The following is a 25,876-nucleotide window of genomic DNA, read 5'->3' as shown; positions in this document are numbered from 1 at the left end:
AAGGCGCCCCACGAAGTGGGGAGCTGGCCGAGCCCGCGAGGTCTGAGGGGCTCTGGCCGTTCATGGCCATGAGAAACTCACCCTCACTTCGCCTTCACATACGCCCCGAACGCATTCGGCACGGGGTACACCTCTGCCAAATCCTCCGGCGCGGCCCAGACATACCCGTCGGGCAGAGCACAGGCAGGGGCGGTGCCCTTCCAGCCGCCGAGTTCCCAAATCTTGTGCGTAAATACGTGCTTTGCGGGGGGCAGAGGCTCGTCCAGCGCGGCCTGCACACCGATGCCCGCCAGTGCGGCGGTCAGCTCGTCCCGCGTCAGCGCTTTTTCCCACGCTGCGGGCTGCCACAATCCGGCCAGCAGTCCCCGTGCGGGGCGGCGCTGCAAAAGCAATCCCTGCTCACTTTCAATCAACGCCACCGTCACGGGCACCTTGCCCTTGGCCTTGGGCGCGGGCTTCACAGGCAGCTGGTCCGCCCGGCCAGCCGCATAGCCCCGGCACAAATCGGCCAGCGGGCATTCTTCACAGTGGGGCGTGCCGGGGATGCAGACCAGCGCACCCAGCTCCATCAGGGCCTCGTTGTAGGGGCCGGGCGTGGCCTTGGGCATCTGGTCCAGCACCCGCACGGTAAAGGCTTTCTTCGTTGCCGGGGCCATGACGTCCGCGTCGTCGTTGTACAGCCGCGCAAAAACGCGCAGGACGTTGCCGTCCACCGCGGGGACGGGGATGCCAAACGCAATGCTGGCCACCGCGCCCGCCGTGTAGTCACCGATGCCCGGCAGACTGCGCAGGGCGTCGTAGTCGGCGGGCAGGTCGCCGCCGTACTGCTCGCAGACGATGCGGGCAGCCTTCTGCATATTGTTGACGCGGTTGTAGTAGCCCAGCCCCTGCCACAGCTTGCGCAGGGCGTCCGGCTCACAGGCCGCCAGCGCGGCGGGGTCCGGCAAAGCCGCGATAAAGCGTTCATAATAGGGGATGGCCGCTGCCACGCGGGTCTGTTGGAGCATGATCTCGCTGACCCAGATATGGTACGCAGAAGGCTCCTGCCGGAAAGGCAGGAGCCTCTTGTTTGCGTCAAACCATTGCAGCAGCGGTGCGGCAATGGGCTGCATCAAAAACCACCGCAGGTACGGGGGAAGGGGATGACGTCGCGGATGTTGGGGATGCCGGTGACGTACATCAGCAGGCGCTCAAAGCCCAGTCCGTAGCCCGCATGCTTGACGCTGCCGTAGCGGCGCAGGTCGAGATACCAGTCGTAGTCGGCGGTGTTCAGGCCCAGCTCCTTCATGCGGGCTTCCAGCACATCGAGGCGCTCCTCACGCTGAGAGCCGCCGATCAGCTCACCGATGCCGGGAACCAGCATATCGGCGGCGGCCACGGTCTTGCCGTCCTCGTTCTGGCGCATGTAGAATGCCTTGATTTCCTTCGGGTAGTCGGTGACGAACACGGGCTTCTTGAAGATCTGCTCGGTCAGGTAGCGCTCGTGCTCGGTCTGCAGGTCGGTGCCCCACTCGACTTTATACTGGAAGTTGTCGTTGTTCTTCTTCAGCAGCTCGATGGCGTCGGTGTAGGTCACGCGGGCAAAGTCGCTGGATGCGACCAGCTCGAGGCGCTCGATCAGGCCCTTGTCAAAGAACTGGTTGAAGAAGGCCAGCTCGTCGGGGCAGTTGTCCAGCAGGTAGCGGATGACGTAGCGGGTCATGGCCTCGGCGGTCTCGAGATAGGTGTTCAGGTCGGCGAAGGCCATCTCGGGCTCGATCATCCAGAACTCGGCGGCATGGCGGGTGTCGTAGCTCTTCTCGGCGCGGAAGGTGGGGCCGAACGTGTAGACGTTGCCCAGCGCCATGGCCATGGCCTCGGCCTCCAGCTGGCCGGAAACGGTCAGGTTGACAGGACGCTTGAAGAAGTCCTTCGTGTAGTCAACGCCGCCCTCGTCGTTGCGGGGGATATCGTTGAGGTCAAGGGTGGTCACTTGGAACATCTCACCGGCACCTTCACAGTCAGAGCCTGTGAAAATCGGCGTATGCACGTAGGTAAAGCCGTGCTCATGGAAGAACTGGTGCAGGGCGAACGCCGCCTGGCCGCGCACGCGGAACGCAGCGTTGAAGGTGTTGGTGCGGGGGCGCAGGTGGGTCATGGTGCGCAGGTAGTCCATGCCCATCTTCTTTTTCTGCAGCGGATAGTCGCCGCCGCAGGGGCCGAGCACGGTGATTTCATCCGCATTGATCTCAAAGGGCTGCTTGGCACCCGGGGTCACAACAACGCTGCCGGTGACCTCAAAGCTCGTGTACAGACCGCACTTGGCGATCTCGGCATAGTTGGCGAGCTTGTCGGCCTGAAAAACGATCTGGACGGGCTTATAGCAGCTGCCGTCGGACAGCGAGATAAAGCCGATATTTTTAGAATCGCGCACAGTCTTGGCCCAGCCGCAGACGGTGACCTTGGTGCCGTCTGCAGGGGTGGCCTTGTACAGCGATGCAAGTTCCGTTCTCTGCATGGATAGTCCACTCCTCTTTATATATGAATGTTCCTATTGTAACAGGTATTTTATAAAAAGTAAAGAGCCGATATTTGCAGAGTTGCAGGGTTGCAGGGGTTGTAGGGGCCGGGCATGCCCGGCCCGGAGGTATCCCGCGGGCAGGCGTTTATGGGAAGGTGCAGGGCCGGACATGTCCGGCCCCTACCGCGCGGCGATGATGTTACGTTTGCGATGCTATGAAGGTCTGCGGGGCGTCGGGGACGCCGATTCCTACCGTAGGGGCGGATTCCATATCCGCCCGTGGGAGTGTGCGGCGGCGCAAGCTGCCCGGGAGGGATGAATCCCGCCCCTTGATTAAAACTGTAATAAGAGATTTTGAGATTTACCCTCCCAGCACCGCCGCCAGCGCCTTGGCGGCGTACTCTCCGGCGCGGAGGGCCTCGTCCAGCGTGTTCGCGTGGCCGCCGATCTCTATTAAAAGACTGCCTGTCGTTAAATCCTGATTGTAAAACCGATACCCGCACAGCACGGGGCGGGTCAGGCCCGGGTAGGCACTTTCCATAGCGGCCTCCCATTCGGCGGCAAAACGCAGATTGAGCCGCCAGTTAGGCAGGGCAATGCTGCTGCCGTTGCCGCACCCGGCAATGACCATGACCTGCGCCGTGCTCTCGCCGTCGATCTCGCACACGGGCTTGACCCGCGTGCCGTCGCTGTCCTCGATGGCATCGCGGTGGACATCCAGCACGACCTTTATAGAAGGGTAGCGCTCCAGATACGTCTGCACGCCCGCGCGGCTGCGCTTATAGCTGTCAGTGTAGCCGGGCGCGTCGTAGAGCGTTTCGTCGTGCAGCGTGCGGATGCCCGCCGCGTTGAGCACCTGCGCCATTTTCTCTCCGACGGCACACATATTCAGCGCCGTGCTTTTGCTGCGGGCCGTGTAGCCGGGGTCAAACACGGGATCCGGCCAGGTCTGGTAGCTCTCGGTGGCATGGGTGTGCATGATGAGCACCTGCGGCAGGGCACTATTCTTTTCAACGGCAAACGGTAAATTTTGCGTCGTCACGGCGGCGCGCAGGTCAGCGTCGGTGTGTTCGGTGCTGTTTCGGATGCTGCCTGCGGCCAGTGCCACATAACCGTCGCCGCTGCCCTGCCTGAGTGTCACGCTGCGGATGCGGCCCGCGTCGTCCAGCTCCGGCGCGGCGCTGGGCAGCGGCGTGGAAACGGGGGACGGCTCCGGCGTGGGCGTTGCCGCAGCTGTCGGAGCCGGGGAGGGCGTCGCCGTGGGCACGGGCGTGGGGCGGCGGTCCGGCTTCTGGGGCTTGTAGGCGGCCCGGGCGGCATCCGCTGGCCAGGCGATGGCCGCAGCCGCCGCGGGGTCCTGCAAAAACAGCGCCCCGCGCACGATCCACGCCCGCCCGGGGCAGACCGCACACGCGGCCAGAACCGCCGTCGCACTGCCCGCAAATGCGGCCCCGCACAGTGCAGCCGCCGCCCACCGGCGCAGCTTTTGCATGGCACACACCCCCTTGTACCAGAATTTTATGCGATTTTTTTGGTTTCTATGAAGTTTTTTTCAAAAAGCCCTTGCAACTTTGCAAAAAGTGTGGTAGGATAACTTGTACTGTTATGGGGAACCAAGGAGGTGGAACGAATGCCTAATATTAAATCTCAGAAGGATCGTGTTGTTCAGGCCAAGAAAGAGGCTCTGCACAACAAGGTCGTCAAGTCCAACCTGAAAACAGTGGTCAAGAAGGCAAACGCTGCCATCGACAGCAATGCTGCTGACAAGGAGACCGTCGTTAAGGTTGCTGTCTCTGCCATCGACTCTGCTAAGAGCAAGGGTGTTATCCATAAGAACACCGCTGCCCGCAAGATCAGCCGCATGGCTAAGCGCGCCAACAAGGCTGCCGCTCAGTAATTGATCGCATGAACAATGCCCGCCGTGGAAACACGGCGGGCATTTTCATTTTTTAAGTAGTAGGGGAGGGATTCATCCCTCCCGGGGCGTTTGGTGCTGCCGGTAGGTACACGGGAGGCATGAATGCCTCCCCCACAAGCTGCCGGTAGGGGCCGCACATGTGCGGCCCTGCACCTCGCGAAATCGCCCTGCTTATGGGAAGCCTGCGGGCCGGGCATGCCCGGCCCCTACAGCGCTACTGCGTCAGCTCCTGCTCCATCAGCAGCTTCTTCAGCGGCAATAGCGCCGCGGGCTCGGCGCTGAAGGTGCGGATGCCGAGCTTTAAATAGGCCGGCATGGCATCCACGGCGGCCACGGTGATACCGCAGAGGTAGACCTGTGCGCCGTGCTCCTGCGCCTGCTCCAGAATGCCGCTGACAAGGCGCAGCACGGCGGGGTTCGTCAGCTGGTTCACGGCGGCGGTGGGGTTCTGCACAAGGCCCAGCGTGTAGCGGGTCAGGTCCTCAATATCCACAGCCATCAGCTGCGCGCCGTGCTCCATCATATCCCCGGCCATGACCGCGGCGGACGGCATGTCCACAACGCAGCCCAGCATCATCGGGCCGGTCTCGCGGCCCTCGGCCAGCAGCTCGTCGCGGCAGGTGTTGACCTCCTTCACGCAGCGATCCCAGTCGGCCACATCTTTTATCATCGGGAACACGACCCGCAGGTCGCCGTCCGTGGCGGCGCGCAGCAGCGCCCGGATCTGCGGCTTGAACAGTCGGTTGCCGCGCAGGCGGTCCTGTGTCTCCCCGGCCCAGGGGGCGTCGTCGGCGGCGCGGGTATCGCAGGTGCGCAGCAGCACAGGCACGCCCTCGGCGCTTTTCAGCAGCTCGCGCAGACGGGTGGTCTGCACCTCGTCGCTCTGGTCGTACAGAATCGCGGTCTCGGTGCGCACAAGGCCGATGCCCGCCGCACCGCGCGTATGGGGCACGTCGCTGTCGCTGATGTTGCAGGTCGGCATCAGGCGGAAGGCCGTGCCGTCCTTCGTCAGGCAGGGCAGGGCGGCCACGGGGTCGGGCTTCTGGCCGTGCAGGCGGCTCAATGCAATTTTACAGTCCGCCTGGGCGATCTGCGTACCGTCCGGCTCCACAATAAGCGTGCCGTTGTCGGCGTCAAGGATCGCACGGTGGCCCACGGCCATGGCCGCAGTGCCGCCGCCCAGCTGTACCACCGCCGGGATGCCCATGCTGCGGGCCATGATGGCGGCATGGCTGACCGTGCTGTCCTGGTCGCTGGCCAGGCCCAGCACCATGCGGCGGTCCAGACTGAACAGGTCACTGGGGAAGAAGCGGTCCGCCACCAGGATGCTGGGGCGCTTCAGATGCAGGCGGCGGCGCGGGCGTCCGTCCAGAATATCCACCACGCGGCGGCAGACGTCGCAGACATCGACGCTGCGCTCCCGGATGTACTCATCATCGACGTTTTTCAGGCGGCCCGCAAAAATCTGCTCGGCGCGCTCGACGGCGGCAGCCCCGCCCGCACCGGCGGCGATATAGTCACCGATCTCGTTCGTGAAGGACTCGTCCTCCAGCAGGGCGATCTGGAACAGCAGAATATCCGCGTCCGGCCCCTTGGCGCGCTGGCTCAAACGGCGCAGCTCATCCTTGGCCAGCACGACGGCGACGTCGTAGAGGGCACGCTCCCGGAACGGGTCGCAGACGATGCGGTGCAGGCCGGTGGTGCCGTGGTCTATCTGCTCAACCGGGCCGACCACAATGCCGGTGGACGCCGGTACGCCGGTATAGGTGTGCATAGGATGCCTCCTTTTTTCTTCTTGGCCCCTCCGGGATGGGCTCCCGCAGGGTCGGATGAGGGGCGGGTTCGCCGCAGACACCCGTTAAAGGCTTACCGCCCGGTAGGGGCCGCACATGTGCGGCCCGCAGCTTTACGGCGGGCGCTCCTCTGCCATACACGCGCGGGGCTCCAAGGGGGAAGCCTTTTTACAAAATCGGCAGCTCGCCCAGGGTCTTGCTGACCAGGGCGGTCACGAATTCCTCGGGCACGGCGGCGGCGATGGCACGCTCGGTCACGAGGGTGTTGTCCCTGCCGTCCAGCAGGGCGGGGAAGCGGTCTGCCGGGTCCTTGTCAAAGCTGCCCATGAAGGTCGCGGCCAGCAGCTTCGGCGTGTAGGGCACATCCTCGGGCACGCCGACGCGCTCGGCGGCCAGCTCCAGCGGGGCCAGTGCGCCGCGGGTGGGCGCACTCGGGTTCGGTGCATAGGGCGCCGGGTAGTTTGCGCGCAGCCGCGCGTTTTTCTCCACAAGGTCAATTTCCGGTGCGCGGGCGCAGACCTCGGCCAGCAGCTTTTGGTATTGCTCGGCAAAGCGAGCCAGAAATTCCTCATTGTCGGGCAGCATGGCGTAGGCCGTGCCGCCACAGCGGCCAAACAGCCGCAGCGTGTCAAAGTAGCCCAGCGCAATGTTGCGCCCGGCGCGGGCGGGGTCAAAGTCCAGCGTCGGGCCCAGATCCCAATGGCTGCGCACGATGCGCGTCGGCAGGCCGGTGGTGTTGGGGCGTACAATGCCGATGCCGTCCACATCGACGCCGAGCAGCTCCGCTGCGCCCATTTTTGCGGCCAGATCCAGCGGCATATTGTCGCGCCAGCCGCCGTCAATGTACTTTACACCGTCAATTTCCCGCGGGCGCAGGGCCGGGAAGCAGGCACTGGACGCCAGCATATAGTCCTTTAACTGCCCTTCGGGGATGTCCTCGATGGGGCACTGCACGCTGCGCAGGCTGCCCAGCTCGGTCATGACAAGGCCGAAGTGGATAGGCGATGTGCGCACGGCGTCCTCGTCGATCAGACGGTCGATCATCTCGGCCAGCGGTTCAACGTTCAGTCCGCCGCTGCGGATGATGTCGAGGAAGAACGCGCGCAGCTCCTCGGGCTTGAGCGTTGCGGGGACTTCGAGAACATCGTGAATTTCCAGGCTGCGCCACAGGTCCTCGGCCTCCTGGATCTTGCCCATCGTGAACAGGCAGCCGTTCAGCGTGCCGACGCTTGCGCCCGTGATGATGTCAGGCGTCCAGTCCAGCTCCTGCAGAGCGCGCCAGACGCCGATCTGATAGCTGCCCTTGGCCCCGCCGCCAGCCAGCACCAGCGCACGTTTTCCGGTATGTTCCATCGGAAAAAAGCCCTCCTGTTTTGTAGTTTTATTCATTATAGCATTTTCTGTTTTAAGTTGCCATAGCAAACCGGGTCACAATCTGCGGAAATTGCGCAGTTTTTTCTAATTTTATAAGGTGCTTGCAATAGCAGGAGAAATGGAGTAAACTTAAAATACGCCCGTAGGGGAGGGATTCATCCCTCCCGTGGACTTAGCGACGCGGCACACGTCCCGGAGGGGTCAAGACCCCTCCCTACAGAATGACGTTTACGGGTGCTTTGTAGGGAGCGGTCTTGACCGCTCCGCAGGTACGCCGCGGCAGCCGCTGAATACCCGGGAGGGATGAATCCCTCCCCTACAAATATTGGGAGAGTGCAAACTATGCAGACCAAACCGATCCTCGTTGTCATGGCCGCCGGTATGGGCAGCCGCTACGGCGGACTCAAACAGATCGACCCCGTCGGCCCGTCCGGCGAGGCCATCCTCGACTACAGCCTGTACGATGCCCGCCGCGCCGGGTTCAAGACCGTCGTCTTTATCATCAAGCATGAGATCGAGCAGGCGTTTAAAGAGGCCGTCGGTGCCCGTGCCGTGCGCGCCGGGTTCGAGGTCCGCTACGCCTACCAGCAGCTGGAAAAGCTGCCCGAGGGCTTCACCGTGCCGGAGGGCCGCGTCAAGCCCTGGGGCACCGCCCATGCCATCCTCGTGGCCGAGGAGGCCATCGGCGACGCGCCGTTTGCGGTCATCAACGCCGACGACTACTACGGCCCGCAGGGCTTCAAGCTCATCTACGACTACCTGAGCACCCACGCCGACGGGGACCGCTACGCCTGGGCCATGGTCGGCTTCCTGCTGGGCAACACGGTCAGCACCAACGGCAGTGTCAGCCGCGGCGTCTGCGTGACCGACGAGAGCCGCAACCTCGTCAGCGTGACCGAGCGCACCTGCATCGAGCCCTACGCCGACGGCATCCATTACAGCGAGGACGGCGGCAAGAGCTGGGCCGACCTGCCCGCCGACTGTGTTGTCTCGATGAACCTGTGGGGCTTCACCCCCGCCTACGTGCAGGAGGCCAAGGCCGGTTTTGCCGCGTTCCTGCAGGCCAGCCTGCCCGTCAACCCGATGAAGTGCGAATATTACCTGCCCACCGTCGTGACGAACGCGCTGGAGGCCGGTAAGGCGGACGTCCATGTGCTGACCAGTGCCGACAAATGGCACGGCATCACCTACCGCGAGGACAAGCCCGAGCTGGTCGAAGCCCTGAAAAAGATGAGCGAGGATGGGCTGTACCCGGTGGATAGGCTGTTCTGAAAATCGTATAAAAATGCGGCCTCCTGCGCGGAGACCGCATTTTTGTTTTGCGTAGGGGAGGATTTATCCCTCCCGTGGAGTGGATGGCAGCCGCACACTTCCCCGGAGCGGTCAAGACCGCTCCCTACAAAGCACCCGTGAACGGCACATCGTAGGGAGGGGTCTTGACCCCTCCGTGAGGGTTTCCGGCCACGCAAACATTCCGGGCGGGATAAATCCCTCCCCTACAACCTTCCCATATACCTCATGCCGCCCTTGGCTCAAATGTACCCTTTGTCCTGCAGCAATCCGCGTAAAAACAGCAAAAAAATACCTTTAATATTTTACAAATGTTCGGGTTGTAATTGCCCTCTGCGTCGGGTATAATAAGGTTAGCACTATTGCTTTGTATGCACGCCCGCTGCGGCGTTTTTCACGAAAGATGCGTTGCAGCGCAGCATTTGCAAAAGGAGAACTACTATGATGAAGAAAACCACCTTCGGTGCCGTTCTGGCGTTCCTGTTTGCCGCTGCCGGTGCCCTGACCGCCGCCGCTCTCTATCTCTACCACCGTGAAAAGGAACTGGACGAGTACGAGCGCCTGCTGTTCAGCGACGACTACGAGGATGACGATTACGACGACGAGGATTCCACCACCTACGAGAACATCCCCTCCGCCCCCGCAGAGGAGAAGGAGTAAATGATCCTCAAGGCTTCCCCCGCGTGGGAAGCCTTTCTGCCACCACAACCCGGCTGGGCACCGACCTGACGGCGTCCGGCTTTTTGGCAATGCCATACTGCCACGGAGAAAACACAATATGCGTAAACTGCTGCTTTGGCTTGTGATGGTCGCCGTTATGATTGCCGCCATCCTGGGCGGAACGGCGGCTTTTCTTTACAGCCGCACCGGGACGGACGCCCTGCCGCAGGAGGCTGTCACCTTCGGTGAGCAGACCCTCGAGCCCAACGGCTGGAGCTGGGTCATCCCGGTGCTGGGCGATAAGGTCAACAAAACCTACGAAAGCCCGACGAATCTGACCGTGCAGAAGCTGGGCACCTTCACCGATACCGTGCCGCAGCTCGTCCTGCCCGACTGGGTCACCGCTGCCGAGCTTCAGATCACCGCGCCCGACGGCACGGTCTGGACCGGCGCACTGGCCGACTGCAATACCTATACCTATACACAAAACGGGGACTATCAGATCATCGTGACCGCGCACCACAGCAGTGCGGACAACCCCGGCGACCCCGTGGGCTGGTACGCCTACCGCGCCGGCTACACGATGGCGATGAACCCCAAGGTCACCCTGAGCACCGAGCGCGCGCCGCAGGGCAGCATCGTGGCTGTGCAGCTGTCCGGCATTCTGGACGGCGAGCCGAGCCTGGAGACCGATCTTGGCACCGTCTGGTTCCGCAAGACCGCCAGCGGCTACATGGGCTATATTCCCGTGACCTACAACGCCGAGGGCGGCGACCATACGCTGCACCTGACCTGCGGGAGTCTGGAAAAGGACATCACCCTGACCGTCACCCGCACCATGTATGATACGGTCACCGTCCCCGCCGAGGAGGACACCGGCGGCGGGGAGGAGTTCCGCAACGCTATATGGCCGCTGTACACAACGGGCAGCTCCGCCAAGCTCTGGAATGGCCGCTTTGAGGCCCCCAGCGCGGGCGCTGTCGCCATGGAGTACGGTGTCACCCAGATGGTGGACGGCCAGCGCAGCGGCCAGGCCACCGGCCTGACCTATGCCGCCGCGGACGGCGAGACCGTCACCGCCCCGCAGGCAGGCAACGTTGTCTTTGCGGGCACACTGACCCTGACCGGCGGCACGGTGGTCATCGACCACGGCTGCGGCGTAAAGAGCTACCTGTACGGGCTGGAGACTGTCGGCGTGGAGCGCGGGCAGAGTGTGTCCGCCGGCGACCCGCTGGGCACCGCCGGGACGGCCCACAACCTGATCTACGAGCTGCGCATCGGCAGCAAATCCACTGACCCGCAGACCGCGCTGGACGGAAACAGTGGTCTGCAATTCCGCGAGGCTGAATAAAATAGCTGCACACGGCACACCCGGCCTGCCGTGCCGCTGCCGTTTTGCCGGGCATCCATAAAGGTCCCTAAAAGAGTGAGTGTGAGTATGGAAGAAGATAAGAAATCCACTGCGGTACAGCCGGAGGAGGCCCCCAAGCCGAAGCCCCGGCGCCGCAAGGCAGCCAGCCCCCAGTCTGCCGCCGACACGCCCCCTGCGCCGACGGACAGCGCCGAGCTGCCCGCCGCAGACGGGCAGACCACGAAAAAGCCTGCCGCGTCCCCCAAGAAGCCGCGGGCCAAAAAAAACACAAAGACAACAAAAACCGCAAAGTCCAAGACGCCGAAGGCTGCTAAGACGGCGAAAAAAGCCCCGGCTGACGAGACCCCGGAGCACAAGGCTCCCGCACAGGACAGCCCCGTTCCCGCCGCGCCGGAGCTTGCCGAGCCCAAATCCGAAAGCAAGCCCGAACCGCCGGAGACCCCCGCCCGGGAGGACGCTGCCGCACCCACCGTGCCCGACGTCCCGAGTACCCCGGAGCTGCCCGAGCCTGCGGAAAAGGCCGAGCCCGCCGGGACGGAGCCCGAACCGACAGCGGACGCCCCTGCCGCCGACGATACGCCTGCGGCAGAAGCGCCCCCCGAGGCCGCCGCGGCAGACACAGCCGTCACCGACACGCCCGAGCAAACCGGGGACGTCCCCGCGGAGGACGCTGCCGAGCCGTCCGGCCTTGTTTTCAGCGATGACCTTGCCAACGATAAAGCCCTTGCCGCCGAGGCCGCCCGCATGGCGAACATCTCCCGCACGGCGCAGCTTTCGATTGCGCAGATCATGGCCGGGCTGGAGGAGGACCCCGCGCCGTCTGCGGGGCCTGCCCCGGCGCCCGAGGCACCGCAGCATGACAGCGCCGCCGCCGACGAGGACGACGAGCCGCAGGATACGATCCCGCAGGCCCTCGGGCGCGGTGTGTTCGGCATGTTCAAGTGGTTGCTCCTCGTTGTGCTGTTCGTGCTCATCATCGCAGGCGGCGGCGTAGCATGGCTTTACCGCAGCGCCACGCCTGACATGCTGCCCGAAGTCAAGGTCACCTTTGACGGCCAGGAGCTTGCTCCCACGGCCTACAAGTGGCACGTGCCGGTGGTCGGCAGCTTTTTCAGACGCACCTACGCCGAAACGCTCAATTCCTCTCCCGTTGTGCTCGAGGATGCCATATCCGACGCATCGCCGGATATTATCGTGACGCCGTCCGACTACAGCACCCAGCTGACCATCACCGACGCCGACAAGGAGACCGTGTACGAGGGCAGCGTCACCGGCTTCCGCAGTTATCTGTTTGCGGAGAACGGCACGTTTGACGCCAAGCTCGTCGTCACCGCGTCTGACAGCGCCGCCGAGGACCGCTCCAGCGTCACCGGCACCGAGACCTGGCAGTTCCGCTTCACCGTCGGCATCAAGCCGTCCGTCACGCTCTGCACACCGACGGTGCAGCAGGGCAGCGTGGCCGCCGTGCGTGTCGGCAGCACCATGAGCCGGACCGAACCGACGCTGACGGGCCCGCTGGAAAGCACAGGCTTCGTCAGGGCCGCCAACGGCTGGATCTGCTACCTGCCCATCCCGTGGAACGCCGAGACCGGAAACACCGAGCTGACCGTAACTGCCGACGGCTATACCGAAACGCTGACGCTGTCGGTCCGCGCGGCCTCCTACTCCTATAAGGATTACAGCGCCAAGTCCCAGCTGATGTCGCCCTACATCGGCGCGGACGACGCCCCCGATGCCGTCCGCAGGCTGCTGACGAATGACGGCGGCGAGATCCAGTGGGCCACGGGCGGCTTTGTGCAGCCGTTCCTGGACAGCTTTGACACGCCGCTGCTCTACGGCATGACCGAGTACGTGGGCCGTTCCTACAGCGAGCGCAGCACGAACTACGGCTACGGCGGGCGCACCTCGACAAATGTCGTCATCAAGCCGAAGAAGTCGAAGGATTCTATGATCGTGCCCGCCAGCGGCCATGTGCTGCTGGCCGAGGACCTTGGCGGCAGCTACGGCTACACCGTCGTCATCGACCACGGCGCGGGCCTCAGGAGCATCTTCTACGGCCTGACCGCACTGGACGTCGAGGCCGGGGACGATGTCAAGCAGGGCCAGCTGCTGGGCACCAGCGGCAGGACCGTTGTGGCCGAGCTGCGCATCGGCACCGTGCCCATCAACCCGCTCCTCGTCTGGCGCGGCCAGTGCGACGGGCTGAAATATTATTGAGTAAAAAGGCATCCATCTTTTAAGAAAAGGTGGGTGCCTTTTTTGCGTGCCGTGGCTTCCCCCTCGGGGGAAGCTGTCGCTGAAAGCGACTGATGAGGGCAGAGCCGCCGCAATTGCCCGTGAATTGGCAATAGGGCATACTCTGCCCTCATCCGGCCCTGCGGGCCACCTTCCCCCGACGGGGAAGGCAGAAGGCACAGGTACACGCGCCCCGGCATAGTATGGCGCAAATCAAACCGAGGTGAGCGCCTATGCCGAAAACATTTTGCGTGGTCGGGCACGATGCCCGCCAGCAGGCGGCGGCGCGCGTGCTGCGCCGTGCGGGTTACGGCGTGACCGCCGCCGACAATGCCGCCGCAGCCGATTACATTTTGCTGCCCATGTCCCAAGGCCGCGTCAGTGACGAGGTCGCCCGCGCACTGCAGGGTGCGGGGCAGGGGACGCTGATCTTAGCTGGCCGCCCCGGGATGCCGGTGCGGATGGCCGCGCGGGAGGCCGGGCTGCCGCTGATCGACTATTTTCTGCGGCCCGAGCTGGAATGCCTGAACGCCGTGCCCACCGCCGAGGGCTGTCTTGAGCTGCTGCTCCGCCTGCGGGAGCGCACGATCTGGGAGAGCGGCTTTCTCGTGCTGGGCTATGGCCGCGTCGGGCGTGCCGTAGCACGGCGGCTGGTGCTGCTGGGCGGGCGCGTCACCGTGGCCGCCCGCAGCCCCGAGCAGCGCGCCAATGCCCGCTGTGCCGGGTGCCGCGCCGCGCCTCTGACGGCCCTGCCCACACTGCTGCCCAGCTTTGACGCCGTCATCAACACGATCCCCGCGCCGGTGCTGCCCCGGGCCCTTCTGCAGCAGCTGCCGGGCGGGGCGCTCATCATTGACCTGGCCAGTCTGCCCGGCGGCACCGACTTTGCCGCCGCCGAGGAACTGGGTCTGCACGCCGAGCACGCCCTGGCCCTGCCGGGCCGCTGCGCGCCGCAGACAGCCGGGGCACTGATTGCACAGACCGTGCTGGCGATCCTGGAAGAACGTGATCCCGACGAAAGGAGCACCGCCCCATGACCACCCAATCCAAACGCACCATCGCCTTTGCGCTGTGCGGCAGCTTTTGCAGCTTTGCTGCGGTGCTGCCCCAGCTGCGTGTCCTGACTGCCCGCGGGTGGGACGTCCTGCCTGTTTTGAGTGCCAGCGCCGCCGGGCTGGATACCCGCTTCGGCACCGCGTCGGCCCTGCGGCAGACCTTATATGAAGTGACCGGCCACAGACCGCTGACGACCCTGCAGGCCGTTGAGCCGCTCGGCCCGCAGCGGCTTGCCGAGGCGCTCATCATCGCCCCGGCCACCGGCACCACGATGGCGCTGCTGGCCGCAGGCATCAGCTCGACCCCCGTGACGCTGGCCGCAAAAAGCCTTTTGCGCGGCGGACGGCCCGTGATTATCGCGCCGTCCACGAACGATGGGCTTTCGGGCAGTGCCCCGGCGCTGGGCCAGCTTTTGCAGCGGCGCAGCTACTATTTTGTGCCCTTCGGCCAGGACGACAGCTACAAAAAGCCGTGCAGCCTGAAAAGCGATTTCACGCTCCTGCCCGACACATTAGAGGCCGCGCTGCGCGGCGTGCAGATCCAGCCGCTGCTGCTGTAATAAGAGGGAGGGAGCGCGGCATATAACGGGGTAGAGATACCCCTTGCCTTCCCCCTTGGGGGAAGGTAGCCCCGCAGGGCCGGATGAGGGGAGAGTATGCGGCGGCCCGTTGACTGACAATGCCGCCCGGCCCGCGCGTGTAAGGCAGCCGGCTGTCTGCCGGAAGGCTGCGGGCCGCCTATATGCGGCCCCTACCGCGCATCCTCCCGCTTTCTGGCAATATCATAGGTTTAGGAGGCCCCGCTCATGCAGACGATCACCATCCACGGCAGACGCACCCTGCACGGCAGCATCCGGCCTGCCGCCGCCAAAAACAGCACCCTGCCGCTGCTGGCGGCGACGCTGCTCTGCGACGGCCCCTGCCGCCTGCAGGACGTCCCGCGTCTGGCCGACGTGGACACCAGCCTGGCGCTGCTGGACGCAGTCGGAGCCCGGGTGCGGTGCTGCGGGGCGGACCTCTGCACCCGTCCCGCGGACCGTCTCTGCGGTGACATCCCGGAGCATCTGGCCGGGGCCATGCGCAGCTCGGTATTTTATCTCGCGCCGCTGCTCTGCCGCGTCGGCTATGTGCGCCTGCCGCTGCCCGGGGGCTGCCGCCTCGGCCCGCGGCCCGTGGACATCCACCTGGCCGGGCTGGCCGCCATGGGGGCCGAGGTCGAATTGGAGGGCATTGCCGTCACGCTGCGGCGCACGGGGCCGCTGCATGGGGTGGATTTTACACTGCGGCTGCCCAGCGTCGGGGCCACAATGACCCTGCTGATGGCCGCCTGCTGCGCCGCGGGGCAGACCGTGCTGCGCGGCGCTGCGCAGGAGCCGGAGATCGGCGACATGATCGCGTTTCTGTCTGCCTGCGGGGCGGATATTCAGGGCGCGGGCACGCCGGTGCTGACCGTGCAGGGCGGCAGACCGCTGGGCGGAGCCTTTCACCGCCCGCTGCCGGACCGCATCGCCGCCGCGACCTACGCCGCCGCACTGGCGTGCGCGGGCGGACAGATCGAAATTGCGGGCTGCGACCCGGCCAGCTATGACTCGTTTCTGCGCTTTCTGGCCGGGACCGGCGTGCAGGTCAGCCGGGTCGGAGACTGCGTGCGGCTGGCCCGTGACCCCGCCGCGCCGCTGCGGGGCGGGGCGCACCTGCGGGCCGACGCCTGGCCCGCCTTTGCCACCGACACTGCGCCGCTGGCCGCCGCCGTGCTGCTGACGGCAGCGGGGGAGAGCGAAATTTACGACAGCCTGTTTGCCAACCGCTTTGCCTGTGCCGCGGGCTTTGCCGCCATGGGCGCGGCCTGCACGGTCAGGGGGCGGCAGCTGACGCTCCCGGGCGGGGCCGTCCTGCACGGGACGGACGTCACCGCGCCAGACCTGCGCGGCGGAGCGGCGCTTCTGGCGGCGGCACTGGCCGCGGACGGTGAGACCCGCCTGCGCGACCCCGGGCACATCCCCCGCGGGTATGAAAATTTACCCGCCGCACTGCGCGGGCTGGGGGCGGAGATCTCCTGAGACTGCCCGCAGACTGCCGCTCACGTTACACCACCGGGCCGGGCATGCCCGGCCCCTACGGGGGAGCCGCCCCGGCACATGGCCGATCACAGCAGCTCCGCTTCTCAATTTTTTCACATCCTTACACAAAGTATGTAGCTTTGCACTAAAAATACAGTCTCTATCGCGGTCTGCGTTGTCCAAAAGGGCAGGGCAGGCCGTATTTTTTTATGAATTTCTCGCTAAGGTATTGAAATTGCGCGGAAAATTTGCTATTCTTATAAACAGTTATATGTAAAAAATCACGGATTAGTGTGCCCATGCGTGGGTGCACCCCAGGAATCCGGTTTCACAACATCACTTTTAGGGGGATACACTCATGGCATTCGTTCTCGACGAAGAAATGCAAAATGTAACCAATATCAAGGTTATCGGCGTAGGTGGCGGCGGCGGCAACGCCGTCAACCGCATGGTGGAGTCCGGTCTGTCCGGGGTCGAGTTCGTCGCGATGAACACCGACCAGCAGGCTTTGCTCAACTCCAAGGCCACCCAGAAGGTCCAGCTTGGTGCCAAGCTGACCAAGGGCCGCGGTGCCGGTGCTGACCCGGAGATCGGCCAGCGCGCCGCCGAGGAGAGCAAGGACGAGATCACCAACGCGCTGAAGGGTGCGCAGATGGTCTTTATCACCGCCGGCATGGGCGGCGGCACCGGCACGGGCGCTGCCCCTGTCGTGGCCGAGACGGCCCATGACCTGGGTATCCTGACCGTCGGCATCGTCACGAAGCCCTTCGCCTTTGAGGGCAAGCGCAAGATGGCGCAGGCCGAGCAGGGCATCGCTTCCCTGATGATGCACGTTGACTCCCTGATCGTCATTCCCAACGAGCGCCTGAAGCTCATCAGCCAGGAGAAGATCACCCTGATGAACGCCTTCGAGGCCGCTGACAACGTGCTGCGCCAGGGCGTTGAGAGCATCTCCAGCCTGATCAACATTCCTGCCTTCATCAACCTGGACTTCGCGGACGTCCGCTCTATCATGAAGGACGCCGGCTTTGCCCACATGGGCGTCGGCGTTGCCAAGGGCGCCGGCAAGGCCGAGAACGCCGCCAAGGCTGCCATCTCCAGCCCGCTGCTGGAGACCAGCATTGCCGGTGCACGCGGCGTCATCATCAACATCACCTCCAGCCCCGACATCGGCCTGGAGGATGTCGAGACCGCTGCCAGCATGATCACCCAGAGCGCGCATCCCGATGCCAACATCATCTGGGGTACTGCGTTCGACGAGCGCCTGAGCGACGAGATGAGCATTACCGTCGTTGCCACAGGTTTCGAGAGCACGCCCGAGGTCGACGAGCCCATTCAGGCCCATGTTGACGCCAAGCGTGCCGCACAGGCCGCTACCCAGCCCGCCGCACAGCCTGCCGCTGCTCCGGTCCAGCCCGTGCAGCCTGTCCAGCCGCAGGTCAACCCCGTCATGCCCAACCCGATCTTCACCCAGTCCTTCAGCACCGGCATGGACACGCCTGTGGCCGCACAGCCCGCAGCCCCTGCCGAGGAAGAGGATGACGGCGATTACTTTGACGACCTGCTCAGCATCCTGAACAAGCGTTCTTAATGATTTTTTTGCGAGAGGATGTAAAAAGCCATGCCGTCTGAACCGATGAACATTCAGGAACAGGGTTTTCGTTCCAGCTTGTTCGGCTTTGATAAAAATGACGTGCTGGCTTACATGAACGCACTGGCCAACGAGGCCCAGCAGCACGAGCTGGAGTACAACCGCCAGCTGCAGCAGCTGCAGTCCAAGCTGGACGAGCTGCGCAGCGAGCGGGGCACCGCCGACAGCCGCATGGAGGCCCTGAAGGCCGAGCTGGCTGCCGCGACCCAGCGTGCAGACACGGCCGAGGCCAAGCGCCGCGAGGCGGACGAGCAGCTGGAGACCATCAAGAAAAAGACGGCCTCCTTCCAGTCCACCCAGCGGGAATCCCAGAAAAACGCCAACATCTGGCAGCTGAAATGCCACGATCTGCAGCAGCAGGTGGACGAGCTGCAAAAGCAGCTGACCGCCGCGCGTGCGCTGAACACTGCCGCCGCCCCGGCTGCCCCCACATCCGATCTGGTGCGGGAGGCCAAGCTCGAGGCCGGTAAGATCCTGGCCGATGCCCGCCTGTACGCCGAGAGCGCAGAGCGGGAGCTCAAGCAGCAGGCCGAGACCCAGAAGAACCGCATGGCGGAGAATGCCCGCAGCATTGCGTCGGGCGTCATGCTGGTGCGGGAGCGTCTGGCCCGCGTGGACGAGCGCCTGAGCGCCGCCACGCTGGATTTAGACGGCCTGACGCAGGCCATCTATCAGGCGCTTGACCAGACCGAGGCCGAGCTGAAGGATCTGGGCACCGATATGCGCAGCTTTGCACAGGGCACACCGGAAACGGATATTCCCGAACCGGTGCCGCCGCGCCCCGCCGCCAAGCCTGCCGCCCCGTCTCCCGAAAAGCCCGCCGAGCGTCTGCGCGTCAAGGCCAAGGCACAGCCCGTGCACCACACGGCCCCTGCCGCCCCGGTCCACCGTCTGCGCAACACCCGCCGCCCGATCTCCCAGCTTTTGCAGGATCAGATCGACAAATTGGGCCGGGAGGAGCAATAAGTTTGTACATAGCCACTCGGTTTTGCGCCGGGTGGTTTTTGTTTAGAGCGGCTCCCCCTGGGGGAAGGCTTGGTTTGTTCACAAACCCTTCTTAATTTGTTGAATTTTCCTTCACGACTTTAACACAAATGGCGGGTATACTATAAGTGTTCTCAGGAAGGGAGCAGGGACCCGGGCCTGAGAACAGAACCCCAAGTTTTTCATCCATACTCCTCTTTTCTTTTGATGCCGAAGCGGTGCAGGACTTTCCTGCACCGCTTCGGTGTTTTTTTTAGGACAGATTTCTGCATTTGACAACGTGTTTTCCTGCACCGTACTCTTGCCGAATCGTGCAGAACCCTGTATAATATAATCTGATATTGTATCGCCGCGGGGCAGACCCGGCGCACATATCCCGCAATTTCACTCCATCCGCAGGAGGCAAAATCCTATGAGAGTTGGTCTGGACATTGGTTCCACCACCATTAAATGTGTTGTGCTGAACGACGCTGGGCAGATCGTCTATTCGACCTACGAGCGCCATTTCAGCCATATTTTAGAGAAGGGCAGGGCGCTGCTTGAGAAGGTTGCCGCCGAATATCTGCCCGATGGCCGCGCCTACTTAGCCATCTCCGGCTCCGCCGGTATGGGCCTGGCTGACAGCTGCAAGGTCCCCTTCGTGCAAGAGGTCTTTGCCACCCGTGTGGCCGCCAACCGGCTGGCCCCCGGCACCGACTGCATCATCGAGCTGGGCGGCGAGGACGCCAAAATCCTTTTCCTGACAAACGGCACCGAGGTCCGCATGAACGGCAGCTGCGCCGGCGGCACGGGCGCGTTCATTGACCAGATGGCGACCCTGCTGAAGATGGGCGCCGACGAGATGGACAAGGCCGCGCAGGCCGCGACCCGCACCTACACCATCGCCAGCCGCTGCGGCGTTTTTGCCAAAAGCGACATCCAGCCCCTCATCAACCAGGGCGCACAGGCGGGCGACATCGCGGCGTCGATCTATCAGGCCGTTGTCAACCAGACCATTGCAGGTCTGGCACAGGGCCGCCCCATCAAGGGCAATATCCTGTATCTCGGCGGCCCGCTGACCTTCTCCGAGACGCTGCGCCGGAGCTTTGACAAGACTCTGGGTGTCACCGGCACCCTGCCGGAGAACAGCCTGCTCTTCGTTGCGATGGGCGCGGCGTTCTATGCCGACGAGGAATCCGACCTGCGCGAGGTTGCCAAGCGCCTCGACGACTACAGCGCCACAGCGACCTACGTCAGCCTGCCGCCGCTGTTCGCAAACAAACAGGAGTACGAGGACTTCCACGCCCGCCACTTAAAGGCCACCGTGCCCTGCCTGCCCTTTGGCGCAGACTGCGGGCCGGTACATATCGGCATCGACTCCGGCTCCACCACCATCAAGCTCGTCGTCATCGACAACGACGCGAACATTCTGTTCGAACGCTACCGTCCGAACCTCGGCAACCCGATCCCGCTCGTCAGGGAGACGCTGCTTGGTCTCTACAGGGATCACCCGGGCCTGCAGATCGCCAGCGTGACCACCACCGGCTACGGCGAGGAGCTCGTCAAAAATGCGTTCCACTGTGACCGCGGTCTTGTCGAGACTGTCGCGCACTTTACCGCCGCCAAGCACTTTTTGCCCGACGTGGATTTCATCATCGACATCGGCGGTCAGGACATGAAGTGCTTCAAAATTGAGGACGGTGCGATCAGCAACATCTTCCTGAACGAAGCCTGCTCCTCCGGCTGCGGCAGCTTTTTGCAGACGTTCGCCCAGGCGCTGGGCTACGATGTGAAGGAGTTTGCCGCGCTGGGCCTGTTTGCCGACAAGCCCGTTGACCTTGGCAGCCGCTGCACTGTGTTCATGAACTCGTCTGTCAAGCAGGCGCAGAAGGACGGTGCCTCGATTGAAAATATCAGCGCCGGTCTGTCCATCTCCGTCGTCAAGAACGCGCTGTACAAGGTCATCCGTGCGTCCAGCCCCGAGGAGCTGGGCCGCAACATCGTGGTACAGGGCGGCACCTTCTACAATGAGGCTGTGCTCCGCGCCTTTGAGAAGGAGATGGGCGTCAACGTCATCCGTCCCGACATTGCGGGCCTGATGGGCGCTTACGGCGCGGCCCTGTACGGCAAGGCCAAGGCAGGCGCGCACGCCCGCAGCACCGTGCTGACCCAGCTGGAGCTGGAGCATTTCAGCCAGAAGGTCAACACCGTGCAGTGTCAGGGGTGCGGCAACCACTGCCAGCTGACCGTCAACGTTTTTGCCGATGGCAAGCGCTTTATCTCCGGCAACCGGTGCGACAAGCCCGTGACCGGCAAGGCCAACAACGAGGACCTGGACCTCTACGCCTACAAGCTCAAGCTGCTGGACGGCTACCGCAAGGCAGCAGCCCCCGCGAACAGCCGCGGCAAGATCGGCATCCCGCTCTGCCTGAATATGTACGAGCTTTTGCCGTTCTGGCACACGCTGTTCAGCCGCCTCGGCTTTGAGGTCGTCGTCAGCCCCTTCTCCAACCGCAAGCTGTACCAGAGCGGTCAGGCGACGATCCCCAGCGACACGGCCTGCTTCCCGGCCAAGCTGAGCCACGGCCACATTCACTGGCTGTGTGAGCAGGGCGTGGACGCGATCTTCTACCCCTGCATGAGCTACAACTTGGACGAGCACCTGGGCGACAACCATTATAACTGCCCCGTCGTGGCCTACTATCCCGAGGTCCTCGAGGGCAACTGCCCCGAGCTGAAGGCGACGAAGTTCATCTACGATTACTTCAACCTCGAGCGCCGCAAGGATTTCTACAAGAAATTCCAGCAGACGCTGGACCATTATTTCCCGGGGCTGGACCGGAAGGCCGTGCACGAAGCCATTGATGCGGCCTACGACGAGTACGCCCGCCACATGCAGCAGCTGCGCGACAAGGGCACCGAGATCATTGCGCAGGCCCGCAGGGAAGGCCGCCGCATCATTGTGCTGGCGGGCCGCCCCTACCACGTTGACCCTGAGGTCAACCACGGTATTGACCAGCTCATCATCCGGCAGGGCGCTGCCGTCATCAGCGAGGACTCCGTCAGCTGGCACGAGCAGAAGTTCCAGACCTCCGTCCTGAACCAGTGGACCTACCACAGCCGCCTGTACGCCGCCGCGAAATACTGCACCGAGAACCCCGACATGGACCTTGTGCAGCTCGTCTCCTTCGGCTGCGGCCTGGACGCCGTCACCACCGACGAGACCCGCGAGATTCTGCAGGCGGGCAGCAAGCTGTACACCCAGCTGAAGATCGACGAGATCACAAATCTGGGCGCGGTGAACATAAGACTGCGCAGTTTGTTTGCGGCGCTGGAAGAACGCAAAGAGGACAAAAAGTAAGAGGCAATTCCATGGAATACATGACCCCCAACTTTACCAAGGACATGGTAAAGACCCATAAAATCCTGATCCCGAACATGGCCGTGACTCAGTTTCGGCTCATGCAGGCGGCACTGGCCAGCGAGGGCTACCAGACCGAGGTGCTCGGCAACTGCGGCAGCGAGGTCGCGCAGCTGGGCCTGAAATACGTCCACAACGACACCTGCTACCCGGCGCTGCTCGTCATCGGGCAGTTTCTCGACGCACTGAACAGCGGCAAATACGATTTGGACCACACCGCGCTGCTCATCACCCAGACCGGCGGCGGCTGCCGTGCGTCCAACTACATCAAGCTGCTGCGCAAGGCGCTCGTCAAGGCGGGCTACGGCAATATTCCCGTAGCATCGTTGAACTTCTCCGGTCTGGAAAAGGGCAGCGGTCTGCCGCTGACCGTGCCGCTGCTGCGCAAGGTCATTGCGTCGATCTTTTACGGCGATATGCTGGTCGCCCTGCGCAGCCAGACCCACGCCTACGAGAACCACAGGGGCGACGCCGACGCCATGACCGAGAAGTGGATCTCTACGATACAAGGCTGGATCCGCGACGACAAGAACTACTCCGCCCATGACATAAAGCGCCGGTTCTACGACATTGCCGCGGACTACGCGACCATTCCCATCACCCGCGTGCCGAAGGTCAAGGTCGGCGTCGTCGGCGAGATTTATGTCAAATACTCGCCGCTGGGCAACAATGATCTGGAAAAATTTCTGGAAAGTCAGGACTGCGAGGTCAACCTGCCCGGCCTGATGGGCTTTGTGGAGTACTGCGTGGCCAACTACAAACTGGACATCGACCTGTACGGCGGCAACAAGCTGGTGGCGGGCGGCGCGGACGCGTTCTTGAGCTGGCTGGACGGCATCGGCTGCGCCAGCTATGACGCCATGCGCAAGTACGGCTTCTACGCGCCCGGCTCGTTCCGCGAGCTGATGAAAAAACCCGAGGGCATCATCTCTCTGGGTGCCAAGATGGGCGAGGGCTGGCTGCTGACCGCCGAGATGATCGAGCTGGTCGAGGGCGGCTACGGCAACATTGTCTGCGCCCAGCCGTTCGGCTGTCTGCCGAACCACATCGTGGGCAAGGGCATGATCAATAAGATCCGCGCCCTGCACCCGGACGCGAACATCACCCCCGTGGACTACGACCCCAGCGCGACCCGCGTCAACCAGGAAAACCGCATTAAGCTGATGCTGGCCGTAGCCCGCGAGAAGCTGGACCAGCCCGGCGAGGTACAGCCTGTCACCGCGGAACAGCTGGCAGGCGGCGCACCGCAGGTGGAGACGGTGGTACGATAAATGTATAAAAAAGCCGCTGGCATAATTGTCAGCGGCCTTTTTATACAGACTTCAAGCCTTCCCCCTTAGGGAAGCCCTGCGTGTCAAAAAATTGCATTCTTATCTTATTGCGTGTGTAGGGGCGACCATTGGTCGCCCGCCAACTTACCGCAGCAACGCATTTTCCGGGAAAGTTTCTTCCAAGGCAAACAGGCACGGGCGAGCAATGCTCGCCCCTACAATGGACTTTTTCGACAGTTTGAGCTTCCCTCACATCTCCTCCACCTGTTTCAGCTCTACCTCCCGCTTATCGATCACCAGCAGTCCTTCCTTCTGCATCTGGCTCAGCGCATTGCTCAAGGCGCTGCGGTCCACACCAAGGTGGTCGGCCAGCTGCTGGCGGTCAAAAGGGAGCGTAAACCGCAGGCTGCCGTTTTGCCGCGCCAGCACCGAAAAGTACGCTGTGATCCGCCCGCGGATCGTTTTGGGGGCGGTGTACAGGCTGCGCTGCGCCAGCCCCAGATTTTTACGCGCTGCAATGCGCAAAAGATTTTGCGTCAGCTTCCAGCGCCACGGCTCGCAGCCGCACTGCAAAAGCTGCCCGGTCTCCAAAAACAGTGCCTCACCGTTTTCTGCGGCCACAACGCTGACCCGCAGCGGCTCGTCCGGCAGACAGGCGTAGGTCTCGGCAAACAGGTCACCCGGCCCGGCCTGGCCCAGCAGCGTCTTGCTGCCCCAGACGTCCAGGTGCTCCATGTGCACCCGCCCGGCCAGCACCACGCCCAGCGCCGGGGCTCTCTGCCCGGCCTCCAGCAGGATCTCCCCTTTGGTAAATGCCCTGCGGCGCATCCGCAGCGCGGTTACGGCTGCCTCGGCCTCGTCGGCGGTCAGGCCGCGGAACAGTGGTACATCCGGCAATTCCATAATTATGCACCTCACATGTTGTTGCTACAACAGAACTCTTGCTGCCATTGTAGTAAAATGACAGCACAAAGTCAAGGAGGCTGACCATGAAACGACAAATCATTCACATCGACCAGGAGAAATGCAACGGCTGCGGGGCCTGCGCCGCCGCCTGCCACGAGGGCGCGATCGCCATGATCGGCGGCAAGGCCACGCTGATGCGCGACGACTACTGCGACGGCATGGGCGACTGCCTGCCGCACTGCCCCACGGGGGCCATCACGTTTGAGCAGCGCGAGGCCGCGCCCTACAACGAGGCCGCCGTGCAGGCCGCCAGGCAGCACAAGGCCGCCCACACGCCCGGCTGCCCCGGCAGTGCGCCCAAAGCGATGCACGTCTGCCCGGGCAGCATGGCCAAGGCCCTGCACCCCGCCGAGGCAGGGGAGAGCGCCCCGACGACGGCCCCCAGCCGGCTGCGCCAGTGGCCCGTGCAGATCAAGCTGGTGCCTGTGAATGCACCCTACTTTGACGGTGCGCGGCTGCTGATCGCTGCCGACTGCACGGCCTACGCCTACGCCGCGTTCCACGAGCGGTTCATCCGCGGGCACATCACGCTGGTGGGCTGCCCCAAGCTGGACGACGTCGATTACAGTGAGAAGCTGACCGCCATCATCCGCAGCAACGACATTCAAGAGGTCACCGTTGTGCGCATGGAGGTGCCCTGCTGCGGCGGGCTGGAAAATGCCGCCAAGCGCGCCTTGCAGGCGTCCGGCAAGTTCATTCCGTGGCAGGTCGTAACGATCTCCACCGACGGGCGGATTCTGGACTGATTTTTTTTGCAAAAAGGGCTTGCATTCCACAAAGCAGTATGCTATAATAACATACGTCGCTGAAACGCAGTGACGTATATGCGCGGTTAGCTCAGCTGGTAGAGCATCTGCTTGACGTGCAGGAGGTCACAGGTTCGAGTCCTGTACCGCGCACCAGAGAAAGCCCCTTGCCGATACGTTCGGCAAGGGGCTTTTCTTTTGTTTCCGCGGATGCGAGCATCCGCTTCTGCATGTAGGGGTCGATGCTCATCATCGACCCGGGAGCTGAACGACTGCCGCAGGGCCGGGCGTACTGCGCCCCTGCCCCTACAATGCACTTTTTGTGTCCCCATTGACGAACCTGCGCTGGTACGATATACTTATATTTTACGGCATTTTGTCGTACTTTGTTCAAAGCAGAAATAGGGCAATACCGCACAATTCTAAGTGCCGATACGGCGAGCGAGGCACGGCAGCTGCTAAGCCAAAAGCGCAGATAATACTTTGTGTATTATCGAGCATTTTGGCAACGCAGATGCCGTGCCGCAGCCGCCGGAGCGGTGCTTAAGCCGTCAGGCGGGAATTGTGCGGTGTTGCCATAGGAAAAGGAGGGAGGATCGCC

At 63.4% G+C, this 25,876-nt stretch carries 19 protein-coding genes and 1 tRNA gene; 14 read left to right on the top strand and 6 right to left on the bottom strand.

Annotated features, from left to right (window positions below; genetic code table 11):
- Positions 1–83: 83 nt before the first annotated feature.
- From B5D32_RS01160 to spoIIP, 3 genes are all read right to left on the bottom strand, one after another.
- Positions 84–1,112, bottom strand: a complete 1,029-nt coding sequence (locus tag B5D32_RS01160) for an A/G-specific adenine glycosylase (RefSeq protein WP_200805157.1) — start codon at positions 1,110–1,112, stop codon at positions 84–86.
- Complete coding sequence (asnS, locus tag B5D32_RS01155; protein ID WP_078783241.1) at positions 1,112–2,497, bottom strand: asparagine--tRNA ligase; 1,386 nt, start codon at positions 2,495–2,497, stop codon at positions 1,112–1,114. The genes B5D32_RS01160 and asnS overlap by 1 nt, the downstream gene beginning before the upstream one ends.
- Positions 2,498–2,861: 364 nt before the next feature.
- Entirely contained in the window at positions 2,862–3,992 is a 1,131-nt protein-coding gene (gene spoIIP / locus B5D32_RS01150; protein ID WP_078783240.1) for a stage II sporulation protein P, read from the bottom strand.
- Positions 3,993–4,130: 138 nt separating this feature from the next.
- Here spoIIP and rpsT point away from each other — a divergent pair, with 138 nt between their 5' ends.
- Positions 4,131–4,397, top strand: a complete 267-nt coding sequence (gene rpsT, locus B5D32_RS01145; protein ID WP_078783239.1) for a 30S ribosomal protein S20 — start codon at positions 4,131–4,133, stop codon at positions 4,395–4,397.
- 235 nt (positions 4,398–4,632) lie between these two features.
- Here rpsT and B5D32_RS01140 read toward each other — a convergent pair whose 3' ends face one another.
- Positions 4,633–6,192: a putative PEP-binding protein gene (locus B5D32_RS01140; RefSeq protein ID WP_078783238.1), complete on the bottom strand. Its 1,560-nt coding sequence runs from the start codon at positions 6,190–6,192 to the stop codon at positions 4,633–4,635.
- A 187-nt stretch (positions 6,193–6,379) separates the two neighbouring features.
- Entirely contained in the window at positions 6,380–7,564 is a 1,185-nt protein-coding gene (locus B5D32_RS01135) for a patatin-like phospholipase family protein (RefSeq protein WP_159446952.1), read from the bottom strand.
- A gap of 363 nt (positions 7,565–7,927) precedes the next feature.
- On the opposite strand from B5D32_RS01135, the gene B5D32_RS01130 reads away from it, so the two are divergent.
- The 11 genes from B5D32_RS01130 (at position 7,928) to B5D32_RS01080 (ending at position 23,563) form a co-directional block, all read left to right on the top strand.
- Positions 7,928–8,857: a nucleotidyltransferase family protein gene (locus tag B5D32_RS01130; protein WP_078783236.1), complete on the top strand. Its 930-nt coding sequence runs from the start codon at positions 7,928–7,930 to the stop codon at positions 8,855–8,857.
- Between the two features lie 459 nt (positions 8,858–9,316).
- A complete protein-coding gene (locus tag B5D32_RS01125) occupies positions 9,317–9,535 on the top strand; it encodes a phosphatase (RefSeq protein ID WP_242943373.1) in 219 nt (72 codons plus the stop codon).
- A 118-nt stretch (positions 9,536–9,653) separates the two neighbouring features.
- Entirely contained in the window at positions 9,654–10,886 is a 1,233-nt protein-coding gene (locus B5D32_RS01120) for a murein hydrolase activator EnvC family protein (protein WP_078783235.1), read from the top strand.
- An 87-nt stretch (positions 10,887–10,973) separates the two neighbouring features.
- Positions 10,974–13,124 (top strand): M23 family metallopeptidase, encoded by a 2,151-nt coding sequence (locus B5D32_RS01115; protein ID WP_078783234.1) that lies wholly within the window; start codon positions 10,974–10,976, stop codon positions 13,122–13,124.
- 251 nt (positions 13,125–13,375) lie between these two features.
- Positions 13,376–14,179: an NAD(P)-dependent oxidoreductase gene (locus B5D32_RS01110; RefSeq protein WP_078783233.1), complete on the top strand. Its 804-nt coding sequence runs from the start codon at positions 13,376–13,378 to the stop codon at positions 14,177–14,179.
- Complete coding sequence (locus B5D32_RS01105; RefSeq protein WP_078783232.1) at positions 14,176–14,757, top strand: dipicolinate synthase subunit B; 582 nt, start codon at positions 14,176–14,178, stop codon at positions 14,755–14,757. Before B5D32_RS01110 ends, B5D32_RS01105 begins: the two co-directional genes overlap by 4 nt.
- A gap of 246 nt (positions 14,758–15,003) precedes the next feature.
- Complete coding sequence (locus tag B5D32_RS01100; RefSeq protein WP_078783231.1) at positions 15,004–16,257, top strand: UDP-N-acetylglucosamine 1-carboxyvinyltransferase; 1,254 nt, start codon at positions 15,004–15,006, stop codon at positions 16,255–16,257.
- A gap of 358 nt (positions 16,258–16,615) precedes the next feature.
- Positions 16,616–17,848, top strand: a complete 1,233-nt coding sequence (gene ftsZ, locus B5D32_RS01095) for a cell division protein FtsZ (protein ID WP_078783230.1) — start codon at positions 16,616–16,618, stop codon at positions 17,846–17,848.
- 30 nt (positions 17,849–17,878) lie between these two features.
- Positions 17,879–18,874: a coiled-coil domain-containing protein gene (locus B5D32_RS01090; RefSeq protein ID WP_078783229.1), complete on the top strand. Its 996-nt coding sequence runs from the start codon at positions 17,879–17,881 to the stop codon at positions 18,872–18,874.
- A 430-nt stretch (positions 18,875–19,304) separates the two neighbouring features.
- Complete coding sequence (locus B5D32_RS01085; protein ID WP_078783228.1) at positions 19,305–22,232, top strand: acyl-CoA dehydratase activase; 2,928 nt, start codon at positions 19,305–19,307, stop codon at positions 22,230–22,232.
- A gap of 11 nt (positions 22,233–22,243) precedes the next feature.
- Entirely contained in the window at positions 22,244–23,563 is a 1,320-nt protein-coding gene (locus tag B5D32_RS01080) for a 2-hydroxyacyl-CoA dehydratase (RefSeq protein WP_078783227.1), read from the top strand.
- Between the two features lie 249 nt (positions 23,564–23,812).
- Here the strand turns inward: B5D32_RS01080 and B5D32_RS01075 are convergent, their stop codons facing one another.
- Entirely contained in the window at positions 23,813–24,466 is a 654-nt protein-coding gene (locus B5D32_RS01075; protein ID WP_078783226.1) for a Crp/Fnr family transcriptional regulator, read from the bottom strand.
- A gap of 86 nt (positions 24,467–24,552) precedes the next feature.
- Between B5D32_RS01075 and B5D32_RS01070 the strand changes: the two genes are divergently transcribed.
- Positions 24,553–25,275, top strand: coding sequence for an ATP-binding protein (locus tag B5D32_RS01070; protein WP_078783225.1), 723 nt, complete (start codon positions 24,553–24,555; stop codon positions 25,273–25,275).
- Between the two features lie 80 nt (positions 25,276–25,355).
- A tRNA-Val gene (locus B5D32_RS01065) sits at positions 25,356–25,431 on the top strand.
- Positions 25,432–25,876: the final 445 nt, after the last annotated feature.

It is taken from the genome of Gemmiger formicilis (assembly GCF_900167555.1).
Classification (GTDB): Bacteria; Bacillota; Clostridia; order Oscillospirales; family Ruminococcaceae; genus Gemmiger; species Gemmiger formicilis.
The sequence above is the reverse complement of the archived record's forward strand: the minus strand, read 5'-3'. Positions and strand labels throughout refer to the sequence as shown.